Below are 23,395 nucleotides of genomic sequence, written 5' to 3'. Positions count from 1 at the left end.
ATCAACGTTTCGAATAGATAAACAGCAATCAGCTCAAATGGCACACCATACGCATTGATGCACAAGTGAAACTAATCTAATATTGCCAGCCAAATCACATTTATAATATATACAACGTTATTTGGCATATGGCTTTACCTAAATTCTTAATCCGCATTCTGCGGCCTTACCTGCTATTACTCGCAGGTTTCATGGTCTATCTGGCTTATGCTCAGTTAGTCGATTCCGAGTCGATGGTCTATCGACAATCACAGACCAATATCATCACCGCCGAGCGGTTGATCCACTCTCAAATCGAAGCGGCTTTCAGCAAATTCTACCTTCTAGAGACGGCATTAAAAGCAAGCAAACAAGACCTCAATGATCCTGACTTCCGCGAACTAAGCCAAGGCATCATCGACTATTCCCCGCAATACTCCAATATCCTCTATACCACATCCAACAACAGCGTCGCTTATGGCCTATCTGGTCAAATAAAACAAGCAGACACCAGCGCAATTCAATGGCACAAACTGGATACTGTCAGCGATAAATTCTCTATCTCTTCGCTGTACCAAAACCCACAACAACGCTGGGTATTCGCCATCAAACACGTCAATCCGAATCTAAAGTATCAACTTTGGCTTGAGTTCGATCTTCTTCATACCACTCAACAATTGCGTGGTCTTAAAACACTGAATAAAGGTTATGTGTTTGTCGTAGACAGAGATACAGAACGACTGGTATTCCATCCAGATCCAAGCCGCATCGGTGACTATTCAGTAAGTTATCATGGCGGTATCAGCGATAAGGTTGCATCGGGCTTACTGTTCGGTAAACACGAATACTATTACCAAGATAATTTTAAGATCTCGGTCTTCGATGCAGACAACGGCTTAAACTGGGTGTTTGTCGCAGGAACAGACCGTGCCGACATCCTCAACAGCAGTTATCCGTTCACGCTAACCGCCGGTGTCATCGCCTCTCTGCTCGCACTCGCCATCGGAATCAACTACCTCACTTACCAACTGCATTTGTCTTTAGCACGCCTAAATGGCACGGAGAGCGTTGGTGAGTTCAAAACCCAGCTCAAGCATGTCTTGGATCGCTTTTGCTACCACAGAGGCATACAGTTCTGTTTATACGACAGCTTGAATTACAGCTTCTACACCCTCGATTATCATGGCAATAAAAAGCTGGTGTTAACCGACGCGGAACTCGCGGCGCGTTTTTCTTATAGCGCTTTAACGTACAGAACGAAGAAGTACGGCGATGAGCTGACGAAAAAACTCAAGATCAACAGTAACCACTACTGCATTCCATTGTTTGATGGACGAGAACTGCTTGGCGTGACTTATGTCAGTTGTCGATTCCCAACCTACAAATGCGTGCTCAGTTTGATTCAGAACTACGCCCAAGTAGCCTTGGCAAACCTCAAATTACATGACCGTTTGCGCCATCAAGATCCAATGACGCAACTCGAAAACAAAGCGTGTTTAGCAGCAAAAGTGTCGAGAGAGCTTGATTCAGAGAACCGTTTTATCGCGATGGTCGATATTGATAACTTCAAATACATCAACGATAAATTCGGCCACCCAGTGGGTGATTTAGTCATCCAAAAAACAGCTGAAGTGATGCGCGATTGCTTCCCTAAACCAAAAGGGATTTGTTTAGCACGTTATGGTGGTGAAGAGTTTGCCATCGTGTTCCAAGCCAATGACGAGTTTGATGCCAAACATCAGCTTGATAACTTCCTAACTGCGTTGCAAAGAAGCCATCTCACATTGGGTTGTGGCGATGTGCGATTTACAGCAAGTGTTGGGTTTACGCCATTAGAAACCAGCTATCACCATGTAGTGGAGCAAGCAGACAAAGCACTTTATCAAGCAAAAAGATTGGGCAAGAATCGCGTCTGCCACCTCAAAGCGGCATAACGCTTTTCTTTCCCAAAAACGACAAAGCCAGAGCAGACATCGCTCTGGCTTTTTATCTTTATTACAATCAGTTAACCCATAAATCCTGACACAACACTTCTCTCTTTTCTCCGTCTTTTAACCGACTCAAATTCTGCCCCTAAATACCCTCTCGTTAATCAGTTCTGAACAGGTGTTTATTTTTCTTTGATTTAACTTAACGGCTCTCATCAATAACCTTAAATGCATCAGGGGATTGCACGAAGCCAATTGAAAATGAAAGAACTGGACGATTACGTAGAGCAGATAAATTTAGACCTGACTAGCGAGATGTTAGAAGAACTAGGTTGGGTCAGCGATAACGTCCATCAAGTTCTTTATTGGGTTATTGCCGCCATCCTATTCGTTGTATTGATTTGGGGTATTTTCTCATGAAGGCATCCAATCCATCTTATGGTCAGGTTTATTTGGTTGGAGCAGGCACAGGCGATGCGTCACTGCTTACCATTAAAGCATTTCGTCTGCTTAATCGCGTTGATGTCGTGCTTTATGACCATCTGGTTTCGGAAGAAGTCTTGGACGTCATCCCACGAAAAACGCTAAAGATCTGCGTGGGTAAACACTACGGTAAGTGTTCGCAAACTCAGGCAGAAATCAACGAAATGATGAAGGGCTACGCAATCACAGGTCTTACGGTATGTCGCTTAAAAGCGGGCGACCCGTTTGTATTTGGTCGAGGCGGTGAGGAAGCGACCTATTTAACACAGCAAGGCATCAACTATGAGGTTGTACCGGGTGTAACTGCGGCTCTAGGATGCTGCGCTTACGCGGGGATACCGGTCACTCATAGACAAGTTTCGAGGGGTGTAACCTTGGTAACGGGACGAAACTGTAATGATGCTAGCGAACCTAATTGGAGCGCACTTGCCGCCATCGACCACACCCTAATTTTCTACATGGGGCTACACAAAGCAGAAGCGATCGCAGACAACCTCATTGCTCACGGTCTCGCGCCAGATACACCTTGCGCCATCGTTAGCAATGGGACACGAGAAAATCAAAGCAAGATCGTCACTACCTTAGCCGGACTGTATGAAACCAGCAAAACGCAAAAACCACCACTGCCAGCAATCATAGTGGTCGGAGGCGTGGTTTCCCTTTCGCAGTCACTGGAATGGTTTGAGTCCACCGCCGAGCCCTGTTTAGAACGCACGATTCACTAGTTTTTGAAAATAACGAGATAGAACAATGCCTAAGTTTTTAACTACTCAGCAAATGGGTTCGGCGATCGAGGCGTTACGTCAGAGCTATAAGGTGATGGCGCCCGTCTATGAAGAATACGCGGGTCGTTTTGCCCATACCCCAAATTTGGATTACCAAGAATTGGAACGTTACGACCAACTGGAGTGGAAAGAGAAAAGCCATTTTTCACCCAAAGAGATCGTCTTCCCAATCACCGAAACTCTGTTTTGGTTTAACGCCGACGAGTTGCGAGAATCCAGTGTCGATGCGCGCCCCGTGTTTCTGTTTCTCAGAGCTTGTGACATCAATGCGCTCAAAAGCCTTGATTACATGTTTTTAGAAAACGGCGGTCACGAAGACTTCTACTACAAACGTCTACGCCAGAAACTCAAACTCGTACTGATTGAGTGCAGCGAAAGTTTCGAAAACTGCTTTTGTGTCTCTATGGGGACCAACAAAATCGATAACTTCGCCGCTTCAGTGCAATTTAGTGACCATGGCGCCATTGTCACTATTAAAGATCCAGAATTGACGCCGTATTTTTCACAAGGCAAAGACGTTGAGCACAGTGTCAGCTTCGTCAAGTCCAATCCGGTCAAAGTCCGTACGCCAGATTCGGTTTGCGATGACCCAACGAAAATACGTGAAGTGTTACTCAGCCATCCGGTGTGGTCAGAATACGACTCACGCTGCATTGGTTGCGGTCGCTGCACTTCTTCATGCCCGACTTGTGCCTGCTTCAACGTGTTTGATGTGGTTTACAACCAAGAAGCCAAAGTGGGTGAGCGTCGCCGCCAACACGCCAGTTGCATGATTGATGGCTTCTCGGATATGGCAGGCGGCGGTCACAGCTTCCGCCATAAAACCGGAGAGCGCTTACGTTATCGCGCCTTGCATAAGGTCAACGACTTTAAGTCTCGCCAAGGTGAACACCATATGTGTGTTGGATGCGGACGCTGCGACGACCGATGCCCTCACTACATCTCATTTAGCAACATCATCAACAAGATGACATCGATTGTAGAGGAGGCGCTCTAATGTGCGATTGTGAAAACAAAATGCTGCCGCAAAGCTACCCGATTATTCATATCGAAAAGCACACCGAACTGGAATGGAACTTTCGCGTTGCATGCGACTTTCCGGTGCACTACGGACAATTTGTCGAAGTAGGTTTATCCCTAGTAGGAGAAGCACCTATTTCCGTCTCCGATTACGGCTTAGGTTACGTCGACTTACTGATACGTAATGTCGGCAAGGTAACTAGCGAGCTGTTCCAATTAAACGCCAGTGATCGCGTGATGATGCGCGGCGCAATGGGCAACGGCTACCCGATGGAAGCATACCAAGATAAACACCTCATTGTAGTCGCGGGCGGCACTGGCGTTGCTCCGGTTAAAGGGCTGATTAACTACTTTCACAACAACCCAAGTGATGTGAAGAAGATGTCTTTGATCCTCGGATTCAAAAACCAAGATGCCGTATTGTACAAAAACGACTTGCTGAATTGGTCTTACTCCAATCACGTCATCACCACCTTGGATGACGGTGGCGACGAACACTTCTATGAGAGCGGCCTGGTCACCGAACACATCAGCAAGCTTGACCTCTCTGACAAAGAAAACATCCGCGTCATCGTAGTGGGCCCTCCGATCATGATTAAGTTTGTCGTGCAGGACTTCTTATCCAGAGGCATTCAAGAAGATCAGATTTGGGTCGACTACGAACGCAGAATGGCTTGCTCAGTTGGTAAATGCGGTCACTGCCGAATTGGCGACAAATACGTGTGCTTGGATGGTCCGGTTTTCCGTTATGACCACGCCAGAACCATGATTGATTAGGAGGGAATCACAATGACGATGGACGTAGATATCATCAAAATGCGCGCCAATGGCGATTACCGCCTATCGAAAGTGCGTGGCGAGTGCATGATCAGCGTGCGCATTCCGGGTGGCATTATGCCCGCATACTTACTCGGTGCCGCGCAAGAGATCGCCGAAAAATGGGGCAATGGTGTCATTCACCTCACCACACGACAAAAACTGGCGATGCCCGGCATTCGTTATGAAGACATTCCAGAGGTCAACAAAGCGCTGGAGCCCTTCATCAAAGACATCACCGTCGATACGTGCGGCATTGATGTCGAAGACACACAAGCAGGTTATCAGTCGATTGGTGGGCGTAATATCGTCGCGTGTCAGGGCAGTCGAATCTGCCAAAAAGCCAATACCGATACCACTGGCTTGGCACAGCGAATGGAGCGTCACGTTTACCCAAGTAAATACCATTTAAAAATGGTCATGGCAGGCTGTCCGAACGATTGTGCCAAAGCCAATATGGCAGATTTCGGCATCTTAGGTATCGCCAAAATTAATTTCGAAAGTCATCGCTGTATTGGTTGTGGTGCTTGCGTCAAAGCTTGTGCGCACCACGCAGTAGATTGCTTGTCACTCAAAGACGGTAAAGCGGTGAAGGAAGAAAGCAAATGCATTGGCTGCGGCGAATGTGTGCTTGCTTGTCCGACACTGGCTTGGCGTCGAGATCCAAAACAATTCTATATGGTCAAACTGGGCGGTCGAACTTCGAAGAAGACCCCTCGCGTTGGCAAGATGTTCCTCAATTGGGTAACGGAAGACGTCCTACACCCTGTCATCGACAATCTGTTCGAATTTGAAAAAGAGATGTTGGGCGGTAAGCCGATTTACCTCCACATGGGACATCTGATTGATAAAGGCGGCTACTTGCGTTTTAGAGAGCGCGTCTTAGATGGCGTTAGCCTAAATCCGGAAGCCAAAGTCGCCGAACGTATGTATTGGGCAGAAGATGAATACGTAGCGAACATGCACGTGAAATAGGCATAGTATGAACAAACTAGAAGAGATGTTTAAAGAGGCGTTAGCCCCAGCAGGTATCACCATCAATGGTTCTAAACCGTGGGATATCCAAGTGTTTAACCCAAAAGTGTATGAGCTTGTGATGCAGTCAGGCTCCTTGGGTTTAGGGGAAGCGTACATGTCCAAGATGTGGGATTGCAGCCGCTTGGATCAGTTCTTTGAACGCGTACTTTTAAACGATATTGAAGGCAAACTAGGACTGGCTGAAAAGCTCAAGTTCGCCTCTTCCGCTGCGAAGTTAAAACTGAAAAGCTGGGTTAACCCACAAAGCATTGAGCGTTGTAAATTCGATGTACCGCACCATTACGACATCGGCAATAAGCTTTACCAAAAGATGCTCGATTCACGCATGACCTACACCTGCGGATATTGGAACCGAGCTGCGACGTTAGACGAAGCGCAAGAGCACAAGATGGATTTGATTTGTCGTAAGCTCGACCTACAACCGGGAATGCGTATCCTCGATATTGGCTGTGGTTGGGGCAGCTTTATGATTTACGCGGCGAAGAAGTATGGCGTAATTTGCGATGGTCTGACTCTATCCAAAGAGCAGAAGAAGCTCGGCAGCAAACTGGCAATAGAAAATGGCGTCGTCGCAAACTTCATTTTGAAGGACTACCGTGAGTTCAAACCCACCGTGCAATACGATCGTCTAGTGTCTATCGGTATGATTGAACACGTGGGACCGAAGAACTACGCGGAATACTTCGAGTGCGCAGAGCGCTTCATGAAAGACGATGGCGTGTTCTTGCTACACACCATTGGTTCACACCACAGCACTACCGCATCGGACCCGTGGATCTCGAAATACATCTTCCCAAATGGTGTCATTCCATCGATGAAGAACCTCGCAGAGGCGATGGAAGACCGATTCAATATCGAAGATGTGCACAACTTCGGTGAAGACTACGACAAAACCTTGATGTGCTGGTTCTCTAACTTCCAACACTCTTGGAATCAGATCAAAGGCGATTACAGTGAAGATTTCTACCGTATGTGGAAATACTACTTACTCAGCTGTGCTGGCGCCTTTCGCTCACGAGATTTGAGTTTATGGCAGCTCGCCCTAACTAAGATTGGTCGCCGCCGACCACTGACCGTACGTTCCATGTAAGCAATCTGCCTCCAGATTGTGTTTTGAGCGCCTTCGTTTAGCTCCAAGCCAGAATGGGCGGTTTCATTCTGGCTTTTTTATACCCAAGTGACTTCAATGTGAAAGATTCAAACCTGTCATTAGCGAGAGGTTACTTGGGTATATATTACAAGAATTTACGCTTTCATTCGTAAATACAATTCAACATTTACTTAATTACACTTAATTTAACGAAAATATACTTTCTAGAAAGAATAAAAGAAAATAATTTTAGTTAGCTTTCCATTTCTATTTTATTTAGGTCTTAAATAGATAATAAAAAAGCCGCTTACGCGACTTTTCGTAAAACAGAGTTTTGCTGATTAACCGCCTCGGCGACCACCCATGGCATAACACATATTGGGTTGCATCATGACAACCTTGCCATCAATCAGGCACGCCTCATACCTTGGAGAATCAGGCATATTGCGTTCACTGCTCGCAATAGACAAAGGCGCGATGAGCATAATCAGTACAGCCAATACAAACTTCTTCATATTACTCTCCTTCTATAATTACTCTAAAAACGTACTACTTGATATGTAAAATCCGCACGCAGTTATGATTTATTAGATATTGAATCTGAGGCTATTAAAAAGTAATTTAATCCAACTCTCAATAGTTATTTTTATTTTAGATGCAATAAATCAAACTTGGTAATTTATTTTTGTCTTTATAATAAACCTCAATAATATGAGTATCTAAGCTAACTCGATTTATTTGTATAACATTCGATTTCTGATAACAATTCAAAGCAGCTCTGAATCACCACTTCGCTCTCCTACCCCATCGAGAGCTTCTAACTTATCGTTTTACTTATTTAAGTCTCAAAAGGCATGACTAAAGCATCAGGTTTAATGACTTTCATCGCAATTACTCATACTTAGTAACGCCTATCGTTACTTTTAGTCTTCTTAACTGTGACTTGTTCAGCATTGATGGCCGTACTGTGCACGCTCAGGCAATCTTCGTCTCAACCAAGGCTCATACAGAAAACCAAAACCAGAGCCAAAATAAAAATATTGAGAGTAACCATTATGAAAGCCATCAAATCAATCATCATCGCACTGCTATTCACGTCAACACTTTCTGGTTGCGTGTCTACACCAGGTCATTATCGCCTCGCCCCCAATGTTCGCCCAACGCTGATGAACGCGAACATCAACGTTCAGCCACTAGTCAACACGGCGGTTTCTGTTGGTAAGGTGGTATTGCCTTACGCGATTTCCGCAGGGCATGCTTACGTAAATACGCCTTATTTCTTGCTGCGATAAGCCTGAAAGCTCGCCTGTCGCTCTGAGAAAGAAACCCAAAAATAAAGCCGATGCGTCTTCTCCACATCGGCTTTACGTTCAATTTTAGTACCTTTTCGGGAACGTTCTCTAAAGTATCCTCACCTTAGCAACTTTCACGCTCAATATTTTGGAAAGTAAGCACAACTTTACTCATCTCTTTTCCTCGACCTTCGATTCGTTCAATCAACATTTTCGCTGCGTTTTCGCCCGCTTTATCAAACGCATAGTTGAAAGTAGATAGGCTTGGAATGCTAATGCTTGCCAGTTCATCGTTACCCACACCGAGTACGCGAACTTGCTCCCCCACTTTTACGCCCATCTCACGAAGTGCTTTAACCGCACCTACGGCAATACGGTCGGTGGCGCAGAAAAGTCCGTCCAAATGAGGATACGCTTCCATCTGTTCTTTCGCTTGCTGATAGCCAGATTCAATCGAGAAATCACCGCGCGCGTGGAACAGTAAAGCTTGCTGATGAAAGTCCAAAGATTGCTTTAACCCTTGCGAGCGCTGCACATCAACAGCGATGTCTTCACCTTGCACACCAATAAAACCAATCTGCTTGCAACCCGCGGCGACTAAGCGATTACCAGCTTCAAAGCCAACCCGAACGTCATCGTGCACCACGCTTGGTACGTTATGCAGTGAACCATCTTGCCCCACCAATACGACAGGAACATTGGATTGTTGAATGGCCTTGTTCAGCGCGGCATCAAAGTGCGTGGCGTATAGGATAATGCCCTCTACACGCTTTTGATTGAAGATCTGAATGTACTCGATTTCTTTTTCGTACACTTGGTGAGTATTCGCTAACAGGACGTGTTTACCTGCTTGCTCAATGATCGCGGTTAAACCGTCCACACCCTGAGAAATCGCATGGGATGAAACACGAGGCACTATCACACCAATCAAATTGGTCTTTTGCGATTTTAGGTCTTTGGCGACTTGGTTGACGACATAGCCACACTCTTCCACCGCTTTGCGCACCTTGATTTTCGTCGCTTCTTTTACCCCGTATTCATTATTGATCACACGGGATACTGTAGATTTGGATACGCCAGCCAAACGCGCCACATCGTGCAAACTCGCCATATTGTCCCTATTCCATCTTTGTCATTGTTGATTATTGGGATTGTTTGCAGAAATCTGCCACTTCCCATGAAGGATTAACGTGATTTTACCCTCGTTAAGCGGATCATTGTCACCCAATATAACGATCATTCTCACATAATTCGGCCTTATCTTTTGACCCGTTGCCATTAATCATCAAAAATTCGCTTTGCAAACGTTCCCAATAATAACCAAAACAATATTTATTTCAATTAAAGACAAGTAATACCAATCGGGGTGTGCAATGAACTATCCAGTCATAGCAAAACAACTACTTGAGCATTTAGGCGGTAAAGAAAACATTCAAGCCCTTGCTCACTGCGCAACACGTTTACGTTTAGCGCTAAAAGACGAAGAAAAGGTCAACGAAGAAGCGATCGGTAACCTTGATGGCGTAAAAGGCCAATTCAAAGTTGCGGGTCAATACCAAATCATTTTCGGCTCTGGCATCGTAAACCAAGTTTACGCAGAGATGGCGAAACAAACTGGCTTGGCTGAGATGTCGACCAACGATGTTGCTTCTGCCGGAGCGGATAAACAAAACCTAATTCAACGCGCAGTTAAAGGATTGTCGGATATTTTCGTTCCGATCATTCCAGCGATCGTTGCAGGTGGTTTGTTGATGGGTCTGTTCAATGTCTTAACGGCGCAAGGTCTATTCATTGAAGGTAAATCGATCATTGATGCCTACCCAGGGCTGACCGATTTGGCCAACATGATCAACACCTTCGCGAACGCACCATTTGTTTACCTTCCTGTTTTATTGGCGTTCTCAGCTTCGAAGAAGTTTGGCGGTAACCCATTCTTGGGCGCTGCACTGGGTATGTTAATGGTTCACCCCGATCTGCTTAACGGCTGGGGTTTTGGTAGCGCCTCTGTATCCGGCACGGTACCGACTTGGAACATCATGGGTTTGGAAATCCAAAAGGTTGGCTACCAAGGTTCAGTGTTGCCTGTTCTGGTTTCTGCATTCATTCTGGCTAAAGTTGAACTTGGTTTACGTAAAGTCATTCCATCCGTATTGGATAACTTGCTCACACCAATGCTGGCTATCTTCATTACGGGTTTCGTAACGTTTACTTTGGTTGGTCCGTTTACGCGTGACCTTGGCTTTATGCTGGGTGACGGCCTTAACTGGCTTTACGATTCAGCCGGTTTTGTGGGTGGCGCGCTATTTGGCTTTATCTACGCACCGTTCGTTATCACTGGTATGCATCACAGTTTTATCGCGATTGAAACCCAATTATTGGCTGATATCGCAACCACTGGCGGTACATTTATTTTCCCTATCGCGGCAATGTCTAACGTTGCACAAGGTGCTGCAGCACTGGCGGTTGGCTTTACTACTAAAGATACCAAGATGAAAGGCATCGCGGTGCCATCGGGCGTGACTGGTCTACTAGGGATCACGGAACCAGCAATGTTTGGTGTGAACTTAAAACTACGCTACCCATTTATCGCTGCGATCATCGGTTCAGCTGTCGCGAGTGCATTCATCACGCTATTTAACGTTAAAGCGCAAGCACTAGGGGCTGCTGGTCTGCCGGGCATTATTTCTATCGCACCAGATAAGATTGGTTACTACATTGTCGGTATGGTTATCGCGTTCGCAACTGCTTTTGTTCTGACCGTCGTATTGGGCATGCGTGATAAAGCAAAACAAGCAAAGACAGCGACAGCATAAGAAGTTTTAATTCCTTGCCCACTCAACACAGTCTCATCTTGCTTGTTCGATATCGGGGGCTCAGTAGTATCGAGCAGTAAGGTGGGGTTGTGGGGCATAATCCCCCTGCCACTCGCTTTGAGTAGCAAGCCAGCCAGAAGGTTTCTGACTGGCTTTTTTTGTGCTTATTCGCAAGGCGGCGCTAAGTGGATCAAAGCCAATCCACCCAGTGACGTTTCGCGGTATTTCTTGTTCATATCTTTGCCCGTTTGATACATGGTTTCAATCACCTTATCCAACGAGATCAAACATTTACTATTACGCTTTAATGCCATGCGAGATGCATTGATCGCTTTCATTGCACCCATTGCATTACGCTCAATACACGGTACTTGCACTAAGCCACCAATCGGGTCACACGTCATGCCTAGTGAGTGCTCCATGGCAATCTCAGCCGCAATGCAAATTTGTTCATTGCTGCCACCACGCAGCGCGGTCAAGCCAGCTGCCGCCATGGAAGAAGACACACCAACTTCGCCCTGACAACCCACTTCGGCACCCGAGATAGACGCATTGGTTTTGTACAAAATGCCAATCGCACCGGATACAGCAAGGAAGTCTTTAAGCTGTTTAGTATCAAGCTCTTTGATGAAGCGATGGTAGTACATCAATACCGCCGGAATCACACCCGCCGCACCATTGGTTGGCGACGTTACGACTTGTCCACCAGCCGCGTTTTCTTCACTCACCGCAAAAGCAAACAGGTTAATCCAATCCATGATTTCCATTGGATCGTTTTCAATCGCTGCATTTGCTTCAAGCTTCTTCAGCAAGTTAGGCGCACGGCGGGTCACGTTCAAGCCGCCATCCAAGATACCTTCTGTCTCGAAACCACGCTCCATGCAACGCGTCATCACACGCCAGATCTGTTCTGCACGGTGATTGATGGCTTCCATATCCTGAAACGCTTGTTCGTTTTTCAGAATCATGCCGCCAAGGCTCATGCCGTTCTTCTCTGCCTGTGCCAACATTTCGTCCGCACTGGAGAATGGAAACTCAACTTCTACGGGATCAGTCGCGCTGCCATTTTGCAGTTCATCCGCCGTTGCGATGAAACCACCACCGATTGAGTAGTAAGTTTCAAACCCAACCTGATTGCCGTGCGCATCTAACGCAGTAATCGTCATGCCATTCTCATGCAGAGGAAGGTTCTCTTCGTGGAACAACATGTCCGTTTTGTAGTTGAATTCGATTTCATGACGGCCATCGACAGACATCATGCCCTCTTCAATCGCCTTGCGCATCGCTTTATTCGCAGAAGCGATTTTGATGGTATCTGGTTTGTTACCCAACAGACCCAAAATGGTTGCACGGTCTGTATGGTGACCAATCCCCGTTAACGAGAGTGAGCCGTATAAATCGACTTGAATACGAACCACTTTTGCCAAGTTCGATTCAATCAAACGAGTGAAGTGATAACCCGCGATCATTGGACCATTGGTGTGAGAGCTAGAAGGGCCCACACCAATCTTGTAAATATCAAAGATGGACAGCATAAACTTACCTATTACGACAATGCAGCATAAAGCCAATCAGGGAGAACCATACAAGCAGCGATGGTCGCCACAGCGAACACCAACAGCCCGTAATGGCTTGCGGTTGGCTTTGCAAAAAGATGTTTTTGATTATTGATAAAGATTTGTTGCTCGGCAGTCACAGCGCCCCAACGACGGCTCACTAACACACTAAACAAAAGGAAGACGAACGTACCAATTGGCGCGAACCACGGCCAAGCCACGTCGAGATACATCGCAGTAAACACCGCAATCACACTCATGATACTGCCAACGATCACGCCTTTCTCATTGGCTTTCGCCCAGAATAAACCAAGCACGAATGAACCCAAACGGATACCAACAAAGATGGAAGTCAGGCTAGCGATGGTTTTGAGTACCGATTCATTCGATACCGCCAGAAGAGCTGGCACTACCACCATAGCCGCAGCAAGCAAACTCATCTTTCTTGCGACTTTTTCGTAGTGCTCATCATCAGCACTCTTGCGAACGAAACGCTTGTAGATATCAAACGTCGCGACGGTCGCCATCGAGTTGTAGGTCGAGTCCAGCGTCGACATTGCGGCCGCCGCCAATGCGGAAATGATCAAACCAACCACAATTGGGTTAGTGTGGTTGAAGACGAAATCCAAAATCACTTCATTACTGTTTTCAAATGATTGATCTTGATAGAAAACACTCAAAAGAACACCGAGTACTGCGAAGAACAAATAGACGAAAAACGCACCGTAACCACACAACAACATCGACTTCTGCGCCGTCTTTTCACATCTCGTCGCTAACGTGCGTTGGATGATCAATTGGTTGGTGCCGTACACACTCAAATGCAAAAAGCTCACGGCAACCACGCCAGCCCAAAGTGTGGTATCCACGCCCAAATCAAAGTCTAAATTGATGATATTCAGGTGATCACGAGAAAGGTAATCTGCCGCATTAATCTCTGTCATTAGAATGGCAAAGATAGCGATGCTGCCCGCAACCAATACTGCAGATTGCAACATATCGGTCCAGATAACCGTGGAAATCCCGCCCGCATAGGTATAGCAAGCAGTGAAAATACTGATGTAGATAATAGCTTCAGAAATACTGATAGGCAGAACTTGCACTAAGATCAGCGCCACGGCATACAAAATCACACCCGCAGAGATACATTGAACCACAATGAACACAATCGAGTTGATGGTTCTTGCATACACCCCAAAGCGGTGCTCAAGGTATTCATAAATCGAAGTCAGACCCAGCTTATAGAAGACAGGTACAAAGAAAATGACAGTGAAAAAGATAACGATGGGATAGTTAAGGTGAATACTCATCGCTTCCATGCCAGAGCTATAAACCCAACCAGGCATCCCTACAAACGTCATCGCACTAATGTAAGTCGCAAGTATCGAAACACCTGCCGTAAACCAGCCAAATTGCTTTCCACCCGTGGAAAAGTCGCCACCATTGCTGTAGCGCTTATTCACTAAATAGCTGATTAGTATGGTAATTGCTACATATAACGCAATCACCACAAAACTTGAGTACGTAACCATTTTAAGGTTTTCCTAATTCTGGGTAGCTAATTATTATGCCCAGATATTACTGTAAAAAGGCATTTTTAAACGACAATCCCACTGTAAGTGTGATTATTATCACCAATATAGGCGAAAATGTATTCAAAATCGCCAAAAACGCCGATTAGTGAGATCCTTGTCACTAAAACCCACAAAATGGGTACGCATTCATTTTAAAATTGATTTTGATCACGGATCTAATAACCTTAAAAAAACTATGATTCACCCCGACACGAAATCGAAGATGATCCAAATAAGATCGTGTTCATTAAGTTTGAATAGCAACAAATCCTAAGTGAAATAGAGGTTTATCGGTCATGAATGCCAAAAGACACATGAGCGAAGTTCCTATGATTCAAAGGGTAGCTGCCTATCTAGCGATACTGGTTGGTTACTTTTTCTATTGTTATAACTTTGTAATTATTGACTACGTACGCCCATACATCGTTGAAGCGTATGATGGTATTAGCCTGTCAGACACTGCCCAGTTCTATACATGGCAGTCGGTTGGTGCACTTATCGGTGCATTGAGCTGTGCTTGGTTCGCAACAAAATTTGGTAAGAAATCCACTCTTATTACCATCACAGCCCTAAACGGTGGCGCAACGATCATCAATATGATGTTCACCGACTACACAACATGGGCAGCAATGCGTTTCATCATTGGTTTGTCACTGGGTGGTTACTTCACCGTGGCAGTAAGCCTAATGATCGGCCTATTTACGCCAACGGTACGTGGTAAGTTGACGGCATTCGCGTCTTCTATGTTCTCTGTAGCACTGATGGTAATGGGTGCGTATGCAGCATTTATTGCAAGCATTGATGCACCATGGGAAAGCCTAATGCTTGTAGGTGGTATCCCACCATTGGCAGCAGCTGTTGTCATGATCTTTGTACTACCTAGCGACAGCAAAGTGATCGCTTACGGTGAAGAAGAGCAAGCAAAAGCAGAAGAATCAAATGCACCAGAGAAAAAAGGCTCTTGGGGCGAAATGCTAAGCAAGCCTTACCGTAAGATCACACTAACGTGTCTATTACTGGCTGGCCTTAACTTCTACGGTTTCCAATTCTTTGGTGGCTTCGTAACCACTTACCTACGTGATGTACGTATGTTCGACGGTGCAACCATCGGTCTCATCTTCTCTATCTCAGCATTTGGTTCACTGTTTGGTGCGTGGTTCTGGGGTTGGGTAGCTGACAAATTCGGTCGTAAGGTGAACGCGTTTGGCTTCATCCTTGCAGGCATCATGGTTTCAATCTTCTTTGTTGCACCTGGCGACATGGTGATTGGCGGCCTAAACATGCTGGCTCTACTTGGTCTGATTTACAACTTCGGCCTGTCTTCTTCAGCGGTATGGGGTGGTTACTTCTCAGAACTGTTCCCAGCACACCTACGTAGCTACGGCGCAGCGCTATTCCACGGCGGTCGTATCCTCGGTATGTGGGCACCAATGGTACTTATCTTCATCCAAGAGCGTACCGACCTACAAACCGCAATGTGGGGTTCACCAATCGTATGGATCCTTGCTGGTCTTCTATGGCTATCACTGCCAGAGACACTAAAAGGCGGCGTGTTCGATAAGAGCAAAAAAGCCGAAGCAGCAAAAGCGTAACTGAATTTCAAAAACTCCGGCTGACTCCCCGGCCGGATGAAAAAACTTAATTTCGAGTCCTGTTCCCAAAGCCGACTCGACAGCAAATAAGAGAGTTTATTATGTCTAAATATCAAGAAGCGAAACGCGTTGTACGTGAATACTTCAGCGCAATGGAAAACGCAACTCACGAGAACGTGGCAGAAGTACTAAAAGCACACACTTCAGAAGATTACCTATGGCGTGGTGTTTACCCATTCCGTGAGCAACAAGGCGCTCAAGCAGCGGCTGACGTTTTCTGGGCTCCTTTGATGAAATCAATGACTCGCATGCAGCGTCGTCAAGACATCTTCATCGGTGGTGAGAACGAAGTAACATCAGGTGAAATCTGGGTAATGAGCATGGGTCACTTCATGGGTCTGTTCGACGCTGAATACCTAGGCATGCGCCCAACTGGCAAAATCATGAACATCCGTTACGCAGAATTTAACTGTGTTGAAAACGGCAAGATCACTAAGACTGGCCTATTCCTAGACCTTCTAGGCGCGATGGACCAAGCGGGTTGTTACCCACTACCACCATCAACAGGTAAGCACTTCGTATACCCTGGTCCTCGTAACCACGACGGTCTACTGTTCGAAGACGCAGCACCAGAAGAAGGCGTAGCAACACTAGCACTAGTGAACAAGATGGTTGATGACCTATCTGCACTAAACGACAGCGGCGCTATGGGTTGCCCACCAGAAGTTCTTGAGAAGAGCTGGTCTAAAGACATGATCTGGTACGGTCCATGTGGTATCGGTGCGTCTTACACAATTCCTCGTTACCAACAGCAGCACCAATTGCCGTTCCGTAACAACCTAAAAGACAAGAAGTTTAACGGCCACGTATGTCGTTTTGCAGAAGGTAACTTCTCTTGTTTCTTCGGCTGGCCAAACCTATCTAACACGCCAATCGGTGGTTTCCTAGGTATGACAGGTGGTGAAGTACGTGCAGACATGCAAGTGGTTGACGTTTACTACCGTGACGGCGACAAGCTATCTGAGAACTGGGTACTGATCGACCTTCCTTACTGGCTAAAACAGCAAGGTCTAGACGTGTTCGAGCGTACTCAACAGATCCTAAACCCTTCTCTATAAGAAGTCCTAGGGGCGGATTGTCAACCCGCCTTTATGTTGCCTGAATCCCCTCTCGGTTCAGGTGACATGCTCCCAACTCGTGCCTCAAGGATGGGGCACAACCTAAAGATAGAACCCTTATTCACAACGGGCATGAACGCACGGTGGCTTTCTGCGCCCTGAATAATGAGATTGATGATGAAAAAGTCGACCCTTTCTGCAGTGATTTTAGCAGCGCTTACTTCTAGCTCAGCCTTTGCTGCACACACTTTTGTTAATGACGCTGGCGACAGCCTAACCATCGATGGCCGTTTCGATCTTCGCTACCAAGACCGTGGCGGTGATGACAACGGCGAATGGAACAGCGGCAGCTCACGTTTCGGTTTGAAAGGCCAAATGGGTCTGGATAACGGCTGGACTGGTTTCGGTCACGCGGAATGGGGCTACAACTCTGGCGCGAACGGCGACAACATTTACGACCGCTTGCTATACGCAGGTGTTGATCACGAAAAATACGGCAAGATTGCTGCGGGTACTAAGCAGTGGTCTACCTTCTACGACGTAGCATGGTACACCGATTTAGGTCGTGTATTCGGTACTCGTGGCTCAGGTGTTTACAACCTAGCTGACTGGGGTATCGCATCCGGTGCTGGTCGTGCAGAAAACTCAATCACGTACCGTAATTCAATCAATGAAAAAGTGAGCTACGGCTTTACTTACCAAACCACGCGTGAAGATGTTGCTCTAGCAAGCAATGCGACAGCCTCATTGAAAAACGGCATGGGTGCGTCGATCACTTACAAACCGGTTGATGGCGTAACACTGGGTGCGGCTTACCATCAAAATGAAGTTGCGGATCTAGACGCAAGCGTGGTTGGTGTAGAAAACGGCGACAACATGCGCATCATGCTATTGGGCGCAAACTACAGCAACGGTGGCTTCTACGCAGGTGCGACTTTCCACGTTGGCGAAAACTGGGAAGCAGTGAGCCAAGGCGGTACGGACGTAATGTTCGATACCCTAGGTGGCGAAATCTACACTTACTACCACTTCGACAACGGCCTGCGCCCAACGTTGAACTACAACTACATGGAAGATCGCGGTGATGAGACACAAGGTTACGAGCGTAACTTGCTGATCCCTGGTCTTGAATACCACTTCCAGAAGAACAAATTCCTAGTTTGGACTGAATACCAGTTCGACCTAGGTAAAGATCAGTACGATGGCAGCAAATTCGAAAACCGTGATGATCAATTCGCGGCAGGTATTCGCTACTACTTCTGATAACCACGAGATAAGTTATTCCGGTTACGTAACTTATTCGATTTAGTGGAAATGGGAAATAAGAGCAAGCCTTACCTTTTTTGGGTAAGGCTTTTTTCGTATGCAAAACATGAAATGTGACTTGGGTACTACCCAAATTGCGCCACCAAAGACAATCTAACCCTTTATTTACTTAAATCTTGCTTATTTCTCTTTATGACTACGTACCTATTTGTGTTAACCTAGTCACAGTTAAACTGACTTATGAATCAACTCACATGAATCCTGCAAAACAAACCGTAACATCGAAGGACGTTGCCAAACTGGCTGGCGTTTCTCAATCTACTGTATCGCGTGTGTTTGTTCCGGGCAGCTCAGTATCTGAAAAGACCAAACAAAAGGTCTTCGAAGCCGCGAAAGCCCTAAACTACCGTCCAAATGCTTTTGCACGTAGCTTGACTACCAACGAATCTAAGTTGATCGGTTTGGTATTCCCAGATGCGGACTACCCTATCCACATGAAAACACTTCAATTGATTTCAAGTGAATTGCAGAAGCAAGGCTACTCAGCGGTGTTGATTCCATGGCAAGTGGATGATGAAGACAACCACTCGATCCCGAACATCTTCCAATACCGTGTAGATGGTGTCATTGCCGCTTCCGCTACCTTCAACAAATCACTGTATGAAGAGTGTGAAGAGTTCAATATCCCTATCGTTCAGTACGCGCGAGTCGTAGAAGGCACAAAGAGCAGTTACGTTATCAGTGACAACTACGAAGCTGGTCAACAAGCGGCACAACTGCTGCACGAAAGTGGGGTGAAAAACGCGGTTTACCTGACGGGTGAAGTGCCAACTTTTACCAACGACGAGCGTCAAAGTGGCTTCAGCTCTGAGTTTGAAGACTTAACGGGTAAAACACCACGCATCATTGAAGCGAGCTACGACTACGCAAGTTCGCTGGATAAAGTACGTGCGATGCTGGCCGATAAGAATCGCCCAGAAGCCGTGTTCTGTGCAACCGACAACCTTGCAATGGCGGTAATGGATATTGCACGTATTGAGTGTGGTATTCGCATCCCTCAAGATCTGAAAGTCATCGGCTTCGACAACATTCCACAAACGGAATGGTTGAGCTACCAACTGACCACTTTCCGCCAAGACTTCCGTCGCCTGGCGCGTGAGTGTGTGAAAATCATCGTTGATCAAATCAACAATAAAAACAGCAGCTTGGTGAAGATGATGGTGCCAGTCAAATTGATAGAGCGCAGCACAACCAAAGCCTAGTTCCAGAGAAGCCAATCCAAGCGGTTGGCTTTTTTATTTCCTCATTTCTTCTTTCTCTTGCCTCTCATCTTTTACTTCTGCTTCTAAGATTTCGAGCCAATGGTTCATTTGGTGTTGTGGTTACTAATGAACCTCTGTATATTTATGGACCATTACAGTATATGAACCAATTTCAAGAGACGCATTGCATCCATGGCTACCTTTCTCTATACGCGGCACTCCCCTAAAAACCGAGCTTACCCTGAGCAGCTCAACGCTTTGAAAGCCTTTGCTCCAGAAGCAGTTCACCTTGAGGACAAGGTACGCGGCTGCACGCCACCAGCCGAGCGACAAGCCTTTCAACAACTCTTAACTACCGTGCAAACTGGCGACACCGTTGTACTTTGGTGGTTAACCGCCTTTGGCCGAGACTTCAGCCAAGCCCTTAGCACGATTCAAACTCTGCTTAACAAAGGCGTCACCCTAAAAACCGTTTGTGAACCATTGACCTTTGAACCCGGTTCCGTACAAACACAAACCCTGCTTTCGCTGCTTTCTGGCTACGGGCAAGTGCAAACTCAACATCGCTTGTTCGCCGCAGAACAAGGCCGAAAAGCGCTAAAAGACGACCCACAGATGTGGAAGCAGAAATTCCGAGGTCGCCCAGCAGATAAAGCGAAGCATCAGCACATTGCGACTTTGCTTCTGGAAGGCAATACGCTACAAAGCGTCGCAGAACAATGCGAAGTCAGCCTATCGACGGTCAAACGTGTGAAAGCCAAACTGAATGAATTTGATGAAGAAGGAAGCCTGCGCCGCCGTGGCGATGGTGAAAAATCATGAGTCGACCGATTGAATTTAAAACCATCTTGCTGGCGTGTCTCATCATCAGTGTTGGTCAGCTCAGTATGGGCTTGGTGTTCCCATCTCTTCCTTGGATCGCGAAAGATTTTGATATTTCCCTCGACCAAGCTCAGCTGTTGGTCAGTGTTTACTTACTTGGTTTTGGACCATCTCAGTTTATCTATGGCCCGGTATCCGATGCGTTAGGCCGTAAGAAGGTGCTGTTAGCCGGCTTGTTGATTGCCATGCTAGGTCTATTGATGATCATCTTCCTAAGCCACACTTTCACTGGCATGGTCGCAGGCCGTTTTCTGCAAGGTTTAGGCACAGGCTGTTGCGCGGTGTTAGCCAGAGCATCAACTCGCGACCGCTTCAATGGTCCAGAGCTCCCTGTCGCTTTGTCCTACATTGCGATGGCGGCTTCTATCACACCGTTAGTTGCTCCTGTTATTGGTGGTTTCATTAACGCTCATTTCGGCTGGACTATGGTGTTTATCTCGCTGTTGGGTTACGTATTATTGGCTTGGACTGTGATCGTATTTCGCTTCCAAGAAACCATCACACAAACCTCAGCCTTGCCATCACCGAAAAAGATGCTGCTGCAATATCGTGACCTACTGACTTCTCGTTACTTTATGAGCTTTGCCAGTATCGGTTGGCTTAACTTCAGCTTGATGATCACCACTGTTTCGGTGATGCCTTTTATCATGCAAAACCAAATCGGCATGACATCCGATCAATACGCGATGTGGGCACTGATTCCGGCGTTCGGCATGATTTGCGGCACCAGTATCTGTAACCGTGTGCGCCCAATCATCGGAACAAAGAAGATGCTATTAGTCACGCCAATCCTGCATATCAGTTCCGCCGCGTGGTTGTTCTTCTGCCCTGTTGAGCCGCTGTACTTAATGCTAGGCCAACTGTTGATGATTTTAGGCAATGCTATCGCTCTACCTTGTGCTCAAGCCATGGTAATGCAACCCTATAAGAAACAAGCAGGTGCAGCTGCGGCGATGTCGGGTGGTGGGCAAATGGTGGTGTCATCGATTGTGAGTATGGCATTGGTGCAACTCGGATTAAGCCAAGCGTGGCATCTGTCATTGGTGATTGTGGTCTTTGCGACCATCACACTGACCAACGTTCTGCGAGGCTTTGCCACTGAGCAACCTTCCGAGCAATAGAGTCCGGGCAATAAAAAGTAACAAGGAAGACAAATAACGACATGAAATCACTCAATCTTGCTCAAGCACAAAAATTGGCTCTGCTCTCTCAAGGGTTGCCGCTAGCAAGCAACAAAGGCAGCGCCAAAGCAAAGACTCTAGCCGTCTTTGAACAACTGGGCTATGTGCAGATTGATACGATTTCTGTCGTTCAGCGCGCCCACCATCATACTTTATGGAGCCGAAACCCAAGCTACCAACTTGAGCACCTAGACCAACTGGTGGCAGAAAAGAGAGTCTTCGAATATTGGTCTCATGCGGCGGCGTATTTACCTATGTCGCAATACCGTCATAGCTTACCTCGCAAAGCGGCGATCAAATCCGATCAGCAAAAGCATTGGTACAAAAAAGACCACGACTTGATGGCGTCTATCTTGAAGAGAATTGAGCAAGAAGGCCCATTGATGGCAAAGGACTTCGAATCTGCCAACCATAAGACCGATGGCTGGAATACTAAGCCAACCAAACGCGCCCTAGAGAACTTATACATGCAGGGCGATTTGATGATAAGCGAACGTCGTGGTTTCCAGAAAGTGTATGACCTGACCTCACATGTTCTGCCTCAAAACATTGATATATCGATGCCAACCGAGCAAGAACACGCGCGATTCTTAGTCCTCAACTATCTTAAATCTCATGGGGTCGGTACTTTGCCTGAAATGGTTTACCTACTGAAAGGAGTTAAGAAGCCAGTACAACAAGCTCTATCCGAATTGGTCGATTTGGGTGAGATAGAAGCCATTAGCATCAACAATTCAGCTTACTATGCCTGTAGCGATGCGCTGAACTTGCTCGACAAACGGCTCAACCGCAAACGCGCTAAAATCCTTTCCCCATTTGATAACCTGCTTATCCAACGAAAACGCGCCAGTGCAATTTTCAACTTTGATTACTTGCTAGAGTGTTATGTTCCAGAGCCAAAACGCCAGTTCGGTTACTTCTGTTTGCCAATTTTGTGGGATGGGAAACTGGTCGCGCGCGCTGACTGCAAAGTGGATAAAACCAGTTCAACGCTGAACATTCTCAACCTAGTCACCGAGCCTTCACTCAAAGACAGAGAGGCGTTTTTCGTCGCTTTAGAAGAGGAACTACATGCTTTCGCGCAGTTTAATCAGTGCCAAGCGTTTGTGATTCAGAAAGTCGCGCAAAGGACGTAATGAAAAGAACAGTGCCCGAAGAATCGAAGAGCAAAGTACTGAGAAACCAAACTGTTCTCTTCAAGCCCATGCACTCTGCATATCGATTCTGAATTACATCCGTCTCTCGCTATTCCAAGAGACGAGATACTTAGGTGATAGTGATCTTTAAGAACTTTGTAGGCTCACCAAAATCACGCCAACGGTGATCAAGCCAATCCCCATCCAGTTGACCATGCTGAGCTTTTCTCCCAATAAAACCACACTGAATATGGCCACCAGCACCACGCTTAGTTTGTCGATCGGCGCAACTTGAGAGGCTTGCCCCAATGACATCGCGCGGAAGTAACACAGCCACGATGCACCTGTCGCTAAACCCGATAGCACCAAGAACACCATGCCTTTGGTCGAGATCTCTCCAATGGCACTGAACTGCTTGGTCGCGTAAGCAATCAAACCAACCAAAACAAGAATCACGCAAGTACGAATAAAGGTCGCCAAGTCAGAGTTGATGTTCGCCACACCAAGTTTGGTCAACACTGAAGTCATCGCCGCAAATACCGCCGACATGAGCGCCCAAAATAACCAAGAAGTTTGAAGCATTG

General features: G+C 46.5%; 21 protein-coding genes. 16 read left to right on the top strand and 5 right to left on the bottom strand.

Features of this window, described 5'->3' with window-relative positions:
- Positions 1-191: 191 nt before the first annotated feature.
- The 7 genes from H735_RS07715 (at position 192) to cfa (ending at position 7,139) form a co-directional block, all read left to right on the top strand.
- Positions 192-1,913 (top strand): sensor domain-containing diguanylate cyclase, encoded by a 1,722-nt coding sequence (locus H735_RS07715; RefSeq protein WP_080641576.1) that lies wholly within the window; start codon positions 192-194, stop codon positions 1,911-1,913.
- A 255-nt stretch (positions 1,914-2,168) separates the two neighbouring features.
- Positions 2,169-2,327 (top strand): hypothetical protein, encoded by a 159-nt coding sequence (locus tag H735_RS31365; RefSeq protein WP_009706538.1) that lies wholly within the window; start codon positions 2,169-2,171, stop codon positions 2,325-2,327.
- Positions 2,324-3,115 carry a uroporphyrinogen-III C-methyltransferase gene (gene cobA / locus H735_RS07710; protein WP_020195599.1) on the top strand — a complete coding sequence of 264 codons (792 nt, stop codon included), beginning with the start codon at positions 2,324-2,326 and terminating at the stop codon, positions 3,113-3,115. Before H735_RS31365 ends, cobA begins: the two co-directional genes overlap by 4 nt.
- Before the next feature lie 25 nt (positions 3,116-3,140).
- Entirely contained in the window at positions 3,141-4,172 is a 1,032-nt protein-coding gene (gene asrA, locus H735_RS07705) for an anaerobic sulfite reductase subunit AsrA (RefSeq protein WP_042979740.1), read from the top strand.
- Positions 4,172-4,972: an anaerobic sulfite reductase subunit AsrB gene (gene asrB / locus H735_RS31360; RefSeq protein ID WP_009706541.1), complete on the top strand. Its 801-nt coding sequence runs from the start codon at positions 4,172-4,174 to the stop codon at positions 4,970-4,972. The genes asrA and asrB overlap by 1 nt, the downstream gene beginning before the upstream one ends.
- Before the next feature lie 12 nt (positions 4,973-4,984).
- On the top strand, positions 4,985-5,986 hold the full coding sequence (gene asrC, locus H735_RS31355) for a sulfite reductase subunit C (RefSeq protein ID WP_005429205.1): 1,002 nt from the start codon (positions 4,985-4,987) through the stop codon (positions 5,984-5,986).
- 7 nt (positions 5,987-5,993) lie between these two features.
- Entirely contained in the window at positions 5,994-7,139 is a 1,146-nt protein-coding gene (cfa, locus tag H735_RS07690; protein WP_020195597.1) for a cyclopropane fatty acyl phospholipid synthase, read from the top strand.
- 341 nt (positions 7,140-7,480) lie between these two features.
- Here cfa and H735_RS31350 read toward each other — a convergent pair whose 3' ends face one another.
- Positions 7,481-7,654: a hypothetical protein gene (locus H735_RS31350; RefSeq protein ID WP_020195596.1), complete on the bottom strand. Its 174-nt coding sequence runs from the start codon at positions 7,652-7,654 to the stop codon at positions 7,481-7,483.
- 540 nt (positions 7,655-8,194) lie between these two features.
- Between H735_RS31350 and H735_RS07685 the strand changes: the two genes are divergently transcribed.
- Positions 8,195-8,431 (top strand): hypothetical protein, encoded by a 237-nt coding sequence (locus tag H735_RS07685; protein WP_005449600.1) that lies wholly within the window; start codon positions 8,195-8,197, stop codon positions 8,429-8,431.
- A gap of 124 nt (positions 8,432-8,555) precedes the next feature.
- Here the strand turns inward: H735_RS07685 and H735_RS07680 are convergent, their stop codons facing one another.
- On the bottom strand, positions 8,556-9,542 hold the full coding sequence (locus H735_RS07680) for a LacI family DNA-binding transcriptional regulator (RefSeq protein ID WP_009706545.1): 987 nt from the start codon (positions 9,540-9,542) through the stop codon (positions 8,556-8,558).
- A gap of 262 nt (positions 9,543-9,804) precedes the next feature.
- Between H735_RS07680 and H735_RS07675 the strand changes: the two genes are divergently transcribed.
- Positions 9,805-11,244 (top strand): sucrose-specific PTS transporter subunit IIBC, encoded by a 1,440-nt coding sequence (locus tag H735_RS07675; protein ID WP_009706546.1) that lies wholly within the window; start codon positions 9,805-9,807, stop codon positions 11,242-11,244.
- A 164-nt stretch (positions 11,245-11,408) separates the two neighbouring features.
- On the opposite strand, the gene H735_RS07670 is transcribed toward H735_RS07675, so the two are convergent.
- Complete coding sequence (locus H735_RS07670) at positions 11,409-12,779, bottom strand: L-serine ammonia-lyase (protein ID WP_020195594.1); 1,371 nt, start codon at positions 12,777-12,779, stop codon at positions 11,409-11,411.
- Positions 12,780-12,790: 11 nt separating this feature from the next.
- A complete protein-coding gene (locus tag H735_RS07665) occupies positions 12,791-14,332 on the bottom strand; it encodes a sodium:solute symporter family protein (protein WP_020195593.1) in 1,542 nt (513 codons plus the stop codon).
- A 338-nt stretch (positions 14,333-14,670) separates the two neighbouring features.
- Here H735_RS07665 and H735_RS07660 point away from each other — a divergent pair, with 338 nt between their 5' ends.
- The 7 genes from H735_RS07660 (at position 14,671) to H735_RS07630 (ending at position 22,811) form a co-directional block, all read left to right on the top strand.
- Positions 14,671-15,966, top strand: a complete 1,296-nt coding sequence (locus H735_RS07660) for an MFS transporter (protein ID WP_020195592.1) — start codon at positions 14,671-14,673, stop codon at positions 15,964-15,966.
- Between the two features lie 101 nt (positions 15,967-16,067).
- Positions 16,068-17,084, top strand: coding sequence for a nuclear transport factor 2 family protein (locus H735_RS07655; protein ID WP_005374772.1), 1,017 nt, complete (start codon positions 16,068-16,070; stop codon positions 17,082-17,084).
- Between the two features lie 177 nt (positions 17,085-17,261).
- Entirely contained in the window at positions 17,262-18,347 is a 1,086-nt protein-coding gene (locus H735_RS07650; RefSeq protein WP_017634480.1) for a porin, read from the top strand.
- A 257-nt stretch (positions 18,348-18,604) separates the two neighbouring features.
- Positions 18,605-19,612 carry a LacI family DNA-binding transcriptional regulator gene (locus H735_RS07645; protein ID WP_005429187.1) on the top strand — a complete coding sequence of 336 codons (1,008 nt, stop codon included), beginning with the start codon at positions 18,605-18,607 and terminating at the stop codon, positions 19,610-19,612.
- A gap of 192 nt (positions 19,613-19,804) precedes the next feature.
- Entirely contained in the window at positions 19,805-20,434 is a 630-nt protein-coding gene (locus tag H735_RS07640) for a recombinase family protein (RefSeq protein WP_020195591.1), read from the top strand.
- Positions 20,431-21,615, top strand: a complete 1,185-nt coding sequence (locus tag H735_RS07635) for a multidrug effflux MFS transporter (RefSeq protein ID WP_020195590.1) — start codon at positions 20,431-20,433, stop codon at positions 21,613-21,615. Before H735_RS07640 ends, H735_RS07635 begins: the two co-directional genes overlap by 4 nt.
- Before the next feature lie 41 nt (positions 21,616-21,656).
- Complete coding sequence (locus H735_RS07630; RefSeq protein ID WP_020195589.1) at positions 21,657-22,811, top strand: winged helix-turn-helix domain-containing protein; 1,155 nt, start codon at positions 21,657-21,659, stop codon at positions 22,809-22,811.
- Positions 22,812-22,958: 147 nt separating this feature from the next.
- On the opposite strand, the gene H735_RS07625 is transcribed toward H735_RS07630, so the two are convergent.
- A complete protein-coding gene (locus H735_RS07625; RefSeq protein WP_020195588.1) occupies positions 22,959-23,393 on the bottom strand; it encodes an EamA family transporter in 435 nt (144 codons plus the stop codon).
- Positions 23,394-23,395: the final 2 nt, after the last annotated feature.

Origin of the sequence: Vibrio owensii CAIM 1854 = LMG 25443, from assembly GCF_000817815.1 — a bacterium.
GTDB classification, from domain to species: Bacteria; Pseudomonadota; Gammaproteobacteria; order Enterobacterales; family Vibrionaceae; genus Vibrio; species Vibrio owensii.
The sequence above is the reverse complement of the archived record's forward strand: the minus strand, read 5'-3'. Positions and strand labels throughout refer to the sequence as shown.